9 protein-coding genes and 1 pseudogene are annotated in these 13,364 nt (G+C 61.3%); 9 read left to right on the forward strand and 1 reads right to left on the reverse strand.

The annotated features are described in order from the left end of the window. Window positions 1-3: 3 nt before the first annotated feature. From CKW22_RS00220 to CKW22_RS00260, 9 genes and pseudogenes are all read left to right on the forward strand, one after another. A complete protein-coding gene (locus tag CKW22_RS00220) occupies window positions 4-972 on the forward strand; it encodes an NAD(P)-dependent oxidoreductase (RefSeq protein ID WP_047580973.1) in 969 nt (322 codons plus the stop codon). Then, a complete protein-coding gene (locus tag CKW22_RS00225) occupies window positions 969-2,420 on the forward strand; it encodes an aldehyde dehydrogenase family protein (RefSeq protein ID WP_095063591.1) in 1,452 nt (483 codons plus the stop codon). Before CKW22_RS00220 ends, CKW22_RS00225 begins: the two co-directional genes overlap by 4 nt. A 118-nt stretch (window positions 2,421-2,538) precedes the next feature. Next, window positions 2,539-2,856 (forward strand): DUF2388 domain-containing protein, encoded by a 318-nt coding sequence (locus CKW22_RS00230; RefSeq protein WP_012271811.1) that lies wholly within the window; start codon window positions 2,539-2,541, stop codon window positions 2,854-2,856. A gap of 147 nt (window positions 2,857-3,003) precedes the next feature. Beyond that, entirely contained in the window at window positions 3,004-4,503 is a 1,500-nt protein-coding gene (gene glcD, locus CKW22_RS00235; protein ID WP_047580981.1) for a glycolate oxidase subunit GlcD, read from the forward strand. Further along, on the forward strand, window positions 4,503-5,555 hold the full coding sequence (glcE, locus tag CKW22_RS00240) for a glycolate oxidase subunit GlcE (protein ID WP_095063592.1): 1,053 nt from the start codon (window positions 4,503-4,505) through the stop codon (window positions 5,553-5,555). The genes glcD and glcE overlap by 1 nt, the downstream gene beginning before the upstream one ends. A gap of 9 nt (window positions 5,556-5,564) precedes the next feature. Next, complete coding sequence (gene glcF / locus CKW22_RS00245) at window positions 5,565-6,800, forward strand: glycolate oxidase subunit GlcF (RefSeq protein ID WP_047580983.1); 1,236 nt, start codon at window positions 5,565-5,567, stop codon at window positions 6,798-6,800. 197 nt (window positions 6,801-6,997) lie between these two features. Next, window positions 6,998-9,451: a hypothetical protein gene (locus tag CKW22_RS00250; protein WP_095063593.1), complete on the forward strand. Its 2,454-nt coding sequence runs from the start codon at window positions 6,998-7,000 to the stop codon at window positions 9,449-9,451. A 191-nt stretch (window positions 9,452-9,642) separates the two neighbouring features. Next, window positions 9,643-9,981 (forward strand): hypothetical protein, encoded by a 339-nt coding sequence (locus tag CKW22_RS00255; RefSeq protein ID WP_095063594.1) that lies wholly within the window; start codon window positions 9,643-9,645, stop codon window positions 9,979-9,981. 71 nt (window positions 9,982-10,052) lie between these two features. Further along, a pseudogene (locus CKW22_RS00260) lies at window positions 10,053-11,150 on the forward strand (PLP-dependent aminotransferase family protein); the annotation flags it as partial. Window positions 11,151-11,602: 452 nt separating this feature from the next. On the opposite strand, the gene CKW22_RS00265 reads toward CKW22_RS00260, so the two are convergent. Continuing rightward, complete coding sequence (locus tag CKW22_RS00265; protein WP_095063595.1) at window positions 11,603-12,793, reverse strand: hypothetical protein; 1,191 nt, start codon at window positions 12,791-12,793, stop codon at window positions 11,603-11,605. Between the last annotated feature and the right edge of the window lie 571 nt (window positions 12,794-13,364).

The raw sequence follows: 13,364 nt of genomic DNA on the forward strand, positions 1-13,364 counted from the left end.
ACCGTGAGCGAACATATCGTACTGCTCGACGACGAGGGCCTGGCGCCCTCCACCCGCCTCAAGCGCCCCGACTGCGCGCACACCTGGCAGCAGTTTGCCTACACCTGCCCCGAGCAGATGCTCGACCACCTGCAGGACGCGACCATCGCCTTCACCTGCAGCGTGCCGCTGCGTGAGGAACACCTGCGCCAGTTGCCGAAGCTGAAGATGATCTCGCTTGCCCTCACTGGCCGCGATATCGTCGACGTCGATTACTGCGACGCCCATGGCATCGAGGTCGCCAGCGTGCCGGGCTATGCCGCCAACACCGTGGCCGAGCACAGCCTGGCGATGATCCTCGAACTGTTCCGTCGCCCGGCCGCGTTCACCCGGCTGATGCGCCAGGTGCATGCCGGCGAAAAACCGTACCAGAACATCTACTTCAACCACCGCATCCGCGATGTGCGCGACAAGCAGTTGGCGATCATCGGCAGCGGCCCGATCGCCCTGCGCCTGGCGCACCTGGCGCGAGCCTTCGGCATGCAGGTGCTGTTCGAAGACCGCGGCGGCAAGCGCCAGGGCCCGGACTGCCGGCCGCTGGCCGAATTGCTGCGCAGCTGCGACGTGCTGTCGATCAACTGCCCACTGACGCCGGCCACCTACAACCTGATCGATGCCGCGCAGTTGGCGCTGATGAAGCCCGATGCCGTGGTGGTCAATACCGGCCGTGGCGGCGTGGTCAATGAGGCTGCGCTGATCCAGGCGCTGCAGGCAGGCCGCCTGGGCGGCGTGGCACTGGATGTGGTCGAGCAGGAGCCGCTGCACCCGAGCAACCCGCTGTTCCAGCTGATCGACCGCGACGACTTCTTGCTCAACCCGCACATCGCCTGGAGCAGTGAAGATGCCATGCAGCAGTTGATGGACAGCGCCGTGGACAACATCAGCGCTTTCGTCGCCCGCCAAGCCAACGCAAAAAGGATCCGAAGCGCATGACCCTGGTCACCAAGAGCAACTATGTCGATGGCGCCTTCGTCGCGCTGGACAGCAGCAATAATGTGCTGGAAAACCGCAACCCGTCCAACCCCAGCGAGGTGATCGAGCGTTTCGTGCGGGCCGACCAGGCGCTGACCGAGCGGGCCCTGCTGGCTGCCCGCCGCGCCGCGCCCGCCTGGGCCCGCAGCAACCCGCAGCAACGCGCCGACGCACTGGACTTCATTGGCACAGAAATACTTGCCCGCCGCGAAGAACTGGCCACGCTGCTGGCCCGCGAGGAGGGCAAGGTGCTGCGTGAGGCACTGGGCGAAGTCGACCGGGCCGGCCGTTCGTTCAAGTTCTACGCCCAGGAAGCCCTGCGCGCCGAAGGCGAAAAGTACCCATCGGTGCGCCAGGACGTGGGCATCGATGTGTTCACCCAGCCACTGGGCGTGGTCGCCATCATCGCCCCGTGGAACTTCCCGATCGCCATCCCGGCGTGGAAGATCGCCCCGGCGCTGTGTTTCGGTAACTGCGTGGTGTTCAAGCCGGCCGAACGGGTGCCCTCCTCGGCCTGGGCGCTGGCCGAGATCATCTCGCGGGCCAACTTGCCCGCCGGGGTGTTCAACCTGCTGATCGGGCCAGGGCGCAGCGTGGGCGACACCCTGATCCGCTCGCCGCTGGTTGATGGCATCAGCTTCACAGGTTCCGAGCACACCGGCCGGCAGATCGCCAGGCTGGCCGCCGAAGGCATGAAGAAAGTGCAGCTGGAGATGGGGGGCAAAAACCCGTTGATCGTGCTGGACGATGCGGACCTTGAACAGGCAGTGGAGGTGGCACTGAACGGCTCGTTCTACAGCACCGGCCAGCGCTGCACGGCCAGTTCTCGGGTCATCGTCACCGAAGGTATTCATGACGCCTTCGTGGCGCGCCTGGCGGAGCGCACCCGCGCGCTGAAGGTGGGCGATGCGTTGCAAGCGGCTACCGACATCGGCCCCGTGGTCGATAGCCGGCAGTTGGAGCAGAACCTGTCGTACGTGGCCTCTGGCCTTGAGCAGGGCGCGAAGCTGGTGTGTGGTGGGGAGCGTATCGACAACCAGGCCGGGGCCTACCTGTTCACCCCCGCCCTGTTCACCGAGGTCACGCCGCAGATGCGCATCTACCGCGAGGAGATCTTCGGGCCGGTGCTGAGTGTGCTCAAGGTGAGTGATTACGACGCGGCGTTTGCGGCTGCCGAGGACACTGCATTTGGCCTTTCAGCCGGGATCGTGACCACTTCGCTGCGCCACGCCGAGCATTTCAAACGGCACAGTTCAGCGGGGATGGTGATGGTCAACCTGCCCACGGCGGGGGTGGATTATCACGTGCCGTTTGGCGGCAACGGCGCTTCGAGCCTGGGCTCGCGGGAGCAAGGGACCCATGCGCGGCAGTTTTTTACCCGGGTGAAGACCACTTACCAATTGGCGTAAGCGGCGCTTGGTGGCGCCATGCGGCGGCAACCCAGGAATTGAACTACTCGCACGTTGAGGCGCTCTTAAACACTGAGTGGTTTATTTCCTTGGGCTTCACGCTACTGGAGAATACGCTATGCGCCACCTATTCCTCGCCCCCGCGCTGCTGCTCCTGCTGCCTGCCGGTGCTGCCTTGGCCCGCGTCGACGCGGGCGACGTGGCCACCTCGGCCGGTGTTTCCGCTTCGTTGTATTCGACCTTCAAGGACGACAAACGGATCATCCCGGCCCGTGACGAGCTGTCTGCATTCGTCGCCAGCGGTGGTGCGATCCGCGGCGCCTATGTGGAGTCGGCGCTGGAACAGGCGCGCAAGGACCATCCCGGCCTGCAGGCCAATGATGAAGAACTGGCCCGGGCCATACTCTCGCAGGACGACCCTGTCGCCGACCATTGATCACCCCGCCTCAAGCAAACCCGCACCTACCCTTTTAGCAGCATGAGCAGGTGCGGGTTTGTGCGTCAAAGATTCCGACAGGACTCGCAGCCGGCTGAAGGGGTGATAGGCTTCCAGCAACAATAACAATTGCCGCCGAGTGAGCCGATGAACATCCTCTACGACGAGCGGGTCGATGGGGCGCTGCCTGCCGTGGACCTGCCCGCCCTGCTGCTGGCCCTGCATCAAGCGTTGCCGGACCTGGCGATTCTGCACCGCGCGGAAGACCTCAAACCCTATGAATGCGACGGCCTCTCGGCCTACCGCACAGTGCCGCTGCTGGTGGTGCTGCCCGAGCGTCTGGAGCAAGTGCAGACCTTGCTGCAACTCTGCCACCAGCGCGGTGTGCCGGTGGTGGCGCGCGGTGCCGGCACCGGTCTCTCTGGCGGCGCCTTGCCACTTGCCAAAGGCATTCTGCTGGTGATGGCGCGCTTCAATCGCATTCTCGAAATCAACGCCCAGGGCCGCTTCGCCCGTGTTCAGCCCGGGGTACGCAACCTGGCCATCTCCCAGGCTGCGGCGCCCCATGGCCTGTACTACGCCCCCGATCCCTCATCACAGATTGCCTGCACCATAGGCGGCAATGTGGCGGAAAATGCCGGCGGCGTGCATTGTCTGAAGTACGGTTTGACCGTGCACAACCTGCTCAAAGTGGAGATGCTCACGGTCGAGGGCGAACGCCTGACGCTCGGCAGCGACGCCCTCGACAGCCCCGGTTTCGACCTGCTGGCCCTGTTCACCGGCTCCGAAGGCATGCTCGGCATCATCACCGAGGTGACCGTCAAGCTGCTGCCCAAACCCCAGGTGGCGCGGGTGCTGCTGGCCAGTTTCGACTGCGTGGAGGATGCAGGCAGGGCCGTGGCCGAGATCATCGCCGCCGGGATCATCCCTGGCGGGCTGGAGATGATGGACAACCTGGCGATTCGCGCCGCCGAGGACTTCATCCACGCCGGCTACCCGGTGGACGCGGCGGCGATCCTGCTGTGCGAGCTTGATGGTGTCGAGGCAGACGTGCATGACGACTGCCAGCGGGTCGCAGCGGTGCTGACCCAGGCAGGCGCCCGCGAGGTGCGGCTGGCCTGCGACGAGGCTGAACGCGCGCGCTTCTGGGCCGGGCGCAAGAACGCGTTCCCGGCGGTGGGGCGCATCTCGCCGGACTACTACTGCATGGACGGCACCATCCCCCGCCGCGAGCTGCCCCGGGTGCTCAAGGGCATCAGCGAACTCTCCGAGCAGTACGGCCTGCGTGTGGCCAACGTGTTTCATGCCGGCGACGGCAACATGCACCCGTTGATCCTGTTCGATGCCAACCGCCCAGGCGAACTGGAACGCGCCGAGGCCATCGGCGGCAAGATCCTCGAACTGTGCGTGGCCGTGGGCGGCAGCATCACCGGCGAGCACGGCGTCGGGCGAGAGAAGATCAACCAGATGTGCACGCAGTTCAACCGCGACGAAATCACCCTGTTCCACGCGGTCAAGGCCGCTTTCGATCCGCAGGGTTTGCTCAACCCGGGCAAGAACATCCCTACCCTGCACCGCTGCGCCGAGTTCGGCGCGCTGCACGTGCACCACGGGCAGCTGCCCTTCCCCGAGCTGGAGCGCTTCTGATGAGCAAGGACCGCGACATGAGCCAGGCCCTGCTGGACCAGGTCAACCAGGCACTGAGGCTGGGCACTGCGCTGCGTATCCAGGGCGGCAACAGCAAGGCCATGCTGGGCCGCCCGGTGACCGGGGAGCTCGTCGATACCCGCAACCATCGCGGCATCGTCAGCTATGACCCGACCGAGCTGGTGATTACCGCACGCGCTGGCACGCCGCTGCTGGAGATCGAGGCGGCGCTGCACGAAGCCGGCCAGATGCTGCCCTGCGAACCCCCACACCTGGGCGTCGAAGCCACCCTCGGCGGCGCAGTCGCTGCGGGCTTGTCCGGGCCACGGCGGCCATGGGCCGGGGCGGTGCGCGATTACGTGCTCGGCACTCGTGTCATCACCGGCCACGGCAAGCTGCTGCGCTTTGGGGGCGAGGTGATGAAGAATGTTGCGGGGTACGACGTTTCGCGGCTGATGGCCGGCAGTTTCGGGTGCCTTGGCCTGCTCACCGAGGTGTCGCTGAAGGTATTGCCGCAGCCGCGCCAATGCCTGAGCCTGTGCCTGCCGATGGGCCGCCAGCAGGCGCTCGCGGCACTGGCCGAATGGGGCCAGCAGCCGCTGCCGATCAGCGCCGCCTGCCATGACGGCGAGGCACTTTACCTGCGCCTGGAAGGCGGTGAAGGCTCGGTGCAGTCGGCACGCCAACGCCTGGGGGGCGACGAGCTCGACAGCGGGTTCTGGCACGACCTGCGCGAACAACGCATGGCCTTTTTCGACGACCCGGCGCCGTTGTGGCGGTTGTCCGTGCCCATCGCCAGCGGGGCGCTGAACTTGCCTGGGCGCCAGCTCATCGACTGGGGCGGTGCGCAGCGCTGGCTGAAGTCGAGCGCATCGGCCCAGTCGCTTCGTGCCGCCGTCGCCCAGGTCGGCGGCCATGTCACCGGCTACGCGCCGGGTGAGGACAGCAGCGCACCACTGCCTGCGGCCCTATTGCGCTACCACCGGGCACTCAAGCAACAGCTCGACCCCCAGGGCATTTTCAACCCTGGCCGCCTGTACCCGGACTTGTGAGGCCCTGCCATGCAAACCAATCTGAGCGAAGCCGCCAAACGCCTGGCCCGCGCCGAAGAGGCCGAAAGCATTCTGCGCAGCTGCGTGCACTGTGGGTTCTGTACGGCCACCTGCCCCACCTACCAGTTGCTCGGCGACGAACTGGACGGGCCACGCGGGCGCATCTACCTGATCAAGCAGGTGCTCGAAGGCGCGCCGGTCACCACCAGCACGCAACTGCACCTGGACCGCTGCCTGAGCTGCCGTAACTGCGAAACCACCTGCCCTTCCGGCGTGAAGTACCACGACTTGCTGGACATTGGCCGCGCCGTGGTCGAACAACAAGTACCGCGCCCGCTTGGCCAGCGCCTGCTGCGCCAGGCCCTACGGGCCGTGGTGCCGCGCCCCGCACTGTTCAAGGCCCTGAGCTTCACCGGCCAGGCGCTGCGCCCGCTGTTGCCGGCGCTACTCAAAAGCAAGTTGCCGGCCCAGGTCGCCGCACCCGGACAAAGACCGGCGCCGCGCCATGCGCGCCGGGTGCTGTTGCTCGAAGGGTGCGTGCAGCCTGCACTGTCGCCCAATACCAACGCCGCCGCCGCACGCCTGCTGGACCGCCTCGGCATCAGCGTCGAACCGATCCGCGAGGCCGGTTGCTGTGGCGCGGTGGATTACCACCTCAACGCCCAGGCCCAGGGTTTGCAGCGCGCTCGGCGCAATATCGACGCTTGGTGGCCGGCCATCGAGGCAGGTGCCGAAGCCATCGTGCAGACGGCAAGCGGCTGCGGCGCGTTTGTGCGCGATTATGCCCACCTGCTGGAGAAGGACACGCAGTACGCCGCCAAGGCTGCACGGGTCAGCGCCCTGTCCCGTGACCTGGTGGAAGTGCTGCGTGAAGAGCCGGTCGAGCAACTTGGCCTGTGCGCCGAACAACGCGTGGCCTTCCATTGCCCCTGCACCCTGCAACACGCCCTCAAGCTCAGCGGAGCAGTGGAAAGCCTGCTGACACGGCTGGGCTTCACCCTCACCGCGGTGCCGGACGGTCATTTGTGCTGCGGCTCGGCCGGGACCTACTCGTTGACCCAACCTGAGCTGTCACGGCAATTGCGCGACAACCGCCTCGACGCCTTGGAAAGCGGCATGCCGTCTATCATCGTCACCGCCAACATTGGCTGCCAAACCCACCTCGACGGGGCCGGGCGCACACCAGTAAGGCACTGGATCGAAGTCGTCGATGCAGCCTTGAACCCGGAGTACAACCAGGCATAGCAAGCCCGTGATCGGCCAGGCACACGTCGCCCACATGTTCGACGACGGCGGCCTCTGCTCGAAAATCGCCATGACGCACATGCCGTAACCCCATCTCGTCCCACCTGTAGACCTGGTAAATTTGCCAGTTGCCTGGGAAATGCCACCCCCTTACTAATGGGCAGCCGCACATTTTCCCTAAGCAGGAGCACCTCACCATGGCAAAGCTTACTCTTACACAGTACCTCAATTACCTTGGCACTGAGACTCGCACGATGGGGTGGGGTGCACTTCTGATTTATGACCGTGCCAAGACAAACGCGTTGCTGGCACAGGAGTACATAGAGCGCTTCGATAAAAATCAGTACTTTCCGCCGTTCAACGACTCCGAAGAAACCGATCAGAACGCCTGGTCCGACATGCAAGACTTCATCCTCGACAGACCTCGCCTTTCGTTCACCAATTCCAACATCGCCAGCTCACGTGCGCGTTTGAGCATGAAAGTTGTCGGCGGTAAATACGTCACCCTGGTCAAGCCCATCGGCACCCGACTAATGGATATTACCAGTATCGCGCTGATGGACCCGCTGAACGCCCCCTCGCTGCACATGGACATCCGCCTTGAAGAAAGCAATGGAGGCACTATCACCGACGAGGGACGCGTGCTCCTCGACTTGTCCAGGGGTGAAAGCTACACCTTCCATCTTTCCAGTTCGGAAGACCGCAATAGAAAACTGGGGTTGGCACTGGAACAAGAATTTCGCAGTTGGGATGATTCGCGAAAGGTTTTTGAACTCAGCCGTATCGTGGCGGGCGACGATGACCTGCAGCCCCACTCATTCGCGGTTAGAACCCACTCCGCAGCGCGTGCGGGCAGCGCATCCGTCAGCCAGGAAGACGATCAGGAAGAAGGCGCCGTATTGATTGGCGTCGCGCTAAAGGGCATGAGCAATGGCATGTTCCCGATCAATGACAAGGACATGCCCTACTTGCTGCCGCTGGTAGGCCCAAACGAAGAACCCTATTCAATGAACATCCTGCTGTCCAATCAGCAGTGGATAGCGATCTCCTTGGGCCAGGCACTGCAGCGCCTGGAGGCCAGCCGGGCTATTGTCCTCAATTACCCTACGACCCCGACCGGTAAGATAACAGGGGTCGCCGCCAGGACCGGTGAAATCATGCCGGTAACCTTTTGTTATAACCTCCCAACGGAGTTTGTGTGGTACAGGGGGCCGCGCGCTTACTCACTGTACAGATATGAGGTCCTACCTGCGTCGATTGACATTGGCGGTGCCATTGAATTCAAGGTTATCGATGACGCCATCCATCTCATGTGGCAAAGCCCCAATACAGTCCGCCACGTGAAATTCTATGTCGAAGATAGAAAAGGTGACGTCTCAAAAACTTACCCGGCCACTGTAGACACCCACTTTAGCGTCAAGTACGCGTTTGTCATCCTCACAGAAGGCCCGGACAAAGGGAAACTCAGATTAGAACAAGTGGGCGAACTTGAAGACCACTTCACCATGGCCATAGAAGATGCAACCGGTGAATTTGATGTACTCAATCAGTTCCACAGCGGTATAGCCGCAGCTTGGCACAGTGCAATGCTCGAAACATTCAACCGGTTTGTAGCTGTCATCACAGGTGCCGAAGTGACAATCAATGCCATGCACCTCAACCATTTGCTATTCCGCAGCCAACAAGCTGCCGAACCGCGCACCGTGTATACCCCCTGTGACCTGACCTTGCTGGGCACCTTGGCGCCTGACCGCTTGCATTTCGCAATCTCACCGTTGGAACCGGTCATCGCGGCGGGCGGCGTTCAGCCCTTCTCGATCACGCCCAGCGACGCGCAAGTCAAATGGTCTGTCGACAACTTGCCGGGTGAAACGGGTGACAAAGGCGCGATCGGTGAAGACGATGGGCTCTACATCGCGCCCCCTGCAAGTAGCTTTGAAGGCGAAACCTCGCGCCGCATCCTGATCACGGCTCGCGATGGCGAAAAGTTCAGCCAGGCGCTGGTCAGCATTACGGTCAGCGATATCTCTGTTTACCCCCACCTGCAGGTGGCGCAGTTCGGCGGCGCACGTTATGTGCTGGTAGGCGGAGACGGTAATGGACAGGAACTGGATTGGGAAATGGCGCCCGGTGGCAAGGGTACCCTGCGTCGTCCTGACCCTGAGGGTTTAGATTCTGATCTGGACATCCCGGAGGGCCAGGACGTCTGCATCTACGTCAGCCCGGACCATGACCCTTCTGGTGGACAGGGGGATGTGGAGCAAGCGCTACATCTGGATCAGGTTGTGGCACGGAATGTTTCCGGTAACGCACGGACCATTGACCTGTTGGTCCCCTGGAGCAATCCTAATGCATGGTTCGAGGTGGAAGCACATCCCCAGGGTGTAAAACTGTCGATGTGGGTGGAGGCAATTGGAGGCGCTGAAGAGATCCCACCGGAAGATGCCTTCTGGTACCTGGTCAAGGGGAGCGGACAACTGAACCAAAACATCTACACACCCTCTGAGTCATCAAACGATTATGCAATAATCGCTGCAGTCGAGGACTACAGGCGATTGACGTATGCCTACATCGTGCTGCCTCTGCCCTTTATCGCGCTGCGTAAGTTCAATGCGTTACGGCACGCTGGGGAGAACGGCAAGGACAAGTGACCACCCTTAGCGCAAACTGCAACTGATCCAGGCATGCATCTACGTGCACCAAAAGGCGGGCTACAGCGCACAGACGTAGCCTGCCCAACGGCCTACTCAGACCTTTCTTACAAGCTATTCGGAATCGGCTTACTTGTGGCTTTCAGCCAGTAAAAACATGATCAGCATTCTCGATCCAGAGGAGGCTGCGCATGCACCCACAGACCCGCACCACCGCCGAACTACGCAGCGCCCTGCGTGAATTGATCGCCCACGAAATAAGCAACCCGGACGATGACCCGCACCTGTCGGGGGTGCTGTTTTTCTGCGCCACCGACGAGCGCACCCGTGAGTTGATCGAACGCATCGAGCTGCTGGCCAGCGAGGTCTTCTTCGACGCCAGTGGGCGTGCCATTACCCACAGAATGCAGGCTGTTGCGGTTGACGGGGTGCGTATCAAACAGAAGCACAAGGCGCCAACCGATGAGACGGTAATACGCATAGCACTGTCCGACATGGGCTACATCACCGTGAGCGCGGCACGCTTGTAAAGCGCCACATTCGCACTGTGCGATGAATTGCGATCCGCTATCCTCAGCATTCCCCTGCTCCGGACCGTTTCATGGAACTGCACATCCGCCTGGAAGGCCGCAAAGGCCTGGCCGACCAGCTCTACCAGCAACTGCGCGCGGGCATCGACAGCGGCCACCTGGCCGCTGGCACTCAACTGCCACCCACCCGTCTGCTCGCCGAACAACTGGGCGTGTCACGCAAGACCGTGGCCGAGGCCTACTCGCGGCTGACCTACGACAATCTGCTCAGTGGCGTGGTCGGCCGTGGCTCCTTCATTACCCCGCAACTGCCTGTGCGCACCAACGAAGTGGCCGCTATTCCACTGGCGGGTGCCGCATCCCTCGAGCGCTGGCAACAACGCGCTACCGTGCTGGGCAGGCGGCAACTGCAAGCACCGTCGCGCTATGACTTCGTCGGCGGCACCTCGAGCAAGGCGCAGTTCCCCTTCGACCAGTGGCGCAGCTGCCTCAACTACGCCCTGCGCCGCAGCCAGCGCCATCCAGAGCGGCAGTTCACTGCCCAGGGCCTGCCCGAACTGCGCGAAGCCATCGCCCACCACATCGCCTACGCCCGCGGCGTGCACTGCAGCGCCGCGGACGTGCTGGTGTGCAATGGTGCGCAACAGGCGCTCGACCTGATCGCCCGGGTGCTGATCGAACCCGGTTGCCCGGTGGCCATGGAAGACCCCGGTTACCCGCCCGCACGGCAACTGTTTCTGGCCTTGGGCGCACGCCTGCAGTCAGTAGCGGTGGATGATGAAGGGATGTGCGTCGAACAGATCGCCGATGGCACACGGCTGATCTACGTGACTCCTTCGCACCAGTTCCCATTGGGTATGCCGATGAGCGAACCGCGCAGGCGGGCCTTGTTGGCACGCGCCGCCGAGCTTGGCGCATTGATCATCGAGGACGACTACGACTGCGAATTCCGCTACCAAGGGCCCGCCGCCGACGCCCTGCAGCGCCTTGACCGACATGGCCTGGTCGCCTACGTCGGGACCTTCTCCAAGACCCTGTTGCAGGAGTTGCGCCTGGGCTATGCGGTGCTGCCACCCGCCGTGCTGCAGGCCGCCTGCGTGGCCAAGCACCTCAGCGACTGGCATAGCCCGACCCTGCTGCAATGGGCCCTGGCCCGCTTCATCAGCGATACTCTATAGTTAACAGCGAAAAGCTTGTACTCTAGAGCTGCATGTGTACAGCCAGAAGATAGATATCTTAAAGTGGCTGAGCATCAAATAGCTCGCCAAAACCTGACCATGGCATGACTCAAATGCCACCAACTTGGTTAGCTCAAGTGATTCATTAACCGAGAGAAATTAAACACTGGGTGCGGACATCACGAACTGTGAGACTTCTGACTGTATAAGGCAGCCCTACTGGAGTAACGTTTGAGTACTAAAGTCGCGGGGCTTTGGGCGGAAACTTCAAATTGCAGAGTAGTTTCTGAATAAGGCGACCTGATATGCAATCGACGAGCATATAGTTTTTTTGTTGCTACCGAAATTTTGATTTAATAAAGGTCAGGTGCGGCATGCACCATAACTATTCGTTAGATCACCATTACCCTCTCTAAGCGCTCTTGGCAAATTCCCAACTTCGGTTATTTTTTTGGAAATTTAACAATTCGTAGCCCCTCAAGCCGATCGATTTCTTTTTCAAGTTTTGCAACATGCCGTAACAACATGATTTCACGAGCAAGAATTTGGTCTACTTTTAATGGATCAAGCAGCTCGACTTGTTGTGTAGCCCAGCTAACCCACATTGCCAATGCCATTTGAGTTGCTTCGCCCGGAGGCGAAGCTTCGACTGCCGCCTGGATGAATGCTCGCAGCCCTTGAGCGCGCTCCCAGCTTTCCAGATTTCTCATCAGATTTTGACGCAGCTTGTCCAACCGACGCTGCTGGTCAATTCTCTCTGTGCGCACTCGCTCCTCCTCTGCCCGTCGACGGCGACTAGCCTCATCGGATGATCGTTGGGCTTTCACGGAAGCGGCAGTACGAACAAAGCCTGTAAGGATCTGACCAAGCTTCGATTCGAGCGTCCCTGTTTTGCTGTCCGTCCAAGTTTTTTGAATCAGTACTTCGGATCGCGCGTCGACGATAAGGGAAAATACGCCAATGGGCTCCCGCCCAAAACGAGCGGCTCTCATCGCGGCAAAGTCAGGCTCCCATCGCTGCCCTGGCTTGAATGGTTTGGGAGGGGGCGGTGGAATATCGAAGCGTTTTATGCGCTCCTGGATCGTGATCAGTAGCTCTTCCCCGTCGACTCGCACGAAGCTAACGTTACTACCAATACCGCAGGTGTACCCCGACGACTCACTGGCTTTGATCAAGCTGTCGTAGAGAAGCGCGCAGCGATCCACCTCAGTCCGGGATATGTGCGAGTTCAATACCTTTGTTTTGTCGAATACCAGTGCATTGTTGAGCTCTTTGGCCTTCCTCGCTGCACTTAGGCATTTTTTTACCGACGGATGGGGGTCAGATAACTCCGTTGGCACGATCAACATCTTAGGGTCTTTGATCACATTCTCTGGCTCCAGCCTGACAGCCTTCTCGACATTTAGAACGTGAAACGTGATTGGCGTGGTAGAGATTGGAGGCTTTGGACGACGCGGGCGTTTCGGGGCTGGCTTGGCCCGGTGACCCCGGGTAGGCAACGTGATCCCCGCTTTGCGGTAGGCCTTCGATAAGCCCACATCCGAGACACCTATTTCCTTCGCGATGATCAGAACGGGTCGCTCCCACACCATTTCAAATAGCTGCTGAGGTGTGAAGGTCTTTTCGACGTACATTACTCGTCCTTTGTGGCATCCAAAGCGTTGTACCAATCAGCGTATGGCGAAAGGTCTACCCGACAGCGATTGTAGTCCGGGCTGCCGTCGTGCCACCAAACGGGCCAACCTTCCGACGTTTTGCAGAGTAATCTGCTTGAGAGGACTGAAGCGCTGGGCATTATGGTCGCCCCCATAGAACGGCCAGTTTTGGCCAACTTGCGCTATTGATTGGGGCTGCTCCGCTTGAGCGAAGGATGCTAGCAATGCAGTGGAAATCGCGACGGCAAGGCCGCCGCTGCATGTGTAGGTGCAAGACATGAAATACCTCATTACGCGTAACTGAGCGGGGCACGGCGCAAGGCCGGAGACAGGAGCAGAATCAACACCATGATGACAGTCATAGCGACCAGACGAGGTATCAGCCCCCACCAGTTCAGCCCTACCTCCCACAGTGCCCACACTACGGTCAGGCCCTAGATCACTGCGAACAGATGGAGCGCGCCGCGCCGCCGCAGCGCGACCAACACCGGACATATCACTGAGCCGGTACCAGCCACTCGGGCCGTAGGTAGCAATGCTGAACCGTAAT

It is taken from the genome of Pseudomonas sp. Irchel s3f19 (genome assembly GCF_900187555.1).
GTDB classification, from domain to species: Bacteria; Pseudomonadota; Gammaproteobacteria; order Pseudomonadales; family Pseudomonadaceae; genus Aquipseudomonas; species Aquipseudomonas capeferrum.

Bases quoted from the DNA above. Each gene is read 5' to 3' on its own strand.
- CKW22_RS00225 (WP_095063591.1), top strand. From the start codon at position 969: ATGACCCTGGTCACCAAGAGCAACTATGTCGATGGCGCCTTCGTCGCG.
- CKW22_RS00230 (WP_012271811.1), top strand. From the start codon at position 2,539: ATGCGCCACCTATTCCTCGCCCCCGCGCTGCTGCTCCTGCTGCCTGCC.
- glcD (WP_047580981.1), top strand. From the start codon at position 3,004: ATGAACATCCTCTACGACGAGCGGGTCGATGGGGCGCTGCCTGCCGTG.
- glcE (WP_095063592.1), top strand. From the start codon at position 4,503: ATGAGCAAGGACCGCGACATGAGCCAGGCCCTGCTGGACCAGGTCAAC.
- glcF (WP_047580983.1), top strand. From the start codon at position 5,565: ATGCAAACCAATCTGAGCGAAGCCGCCAAACGCCTGGCCCGCGCCGAA.
- CKW22_RS00250 (WP_095063593.1), top strand. From the start codon at position 6,998: ATGGCAAAGCTTACTCTTACACAGTACCTCAATTACCTTGGCACTGAG.
- CKW22_RS00255 (WP_095063594.1), top strand. From the start codon at position 9,643: ATGCACCCACAGACCCGCACCACCGCCGAACTACGCAGCGCCCTGCGT.
- CKW22_RS00265 (WP_095063595.1), bottom strand. From the start codon at position 12,793: ATGTACGTCGAAAAGACCTTCACACCTCAGCAGCTATTTGAAATGGTG.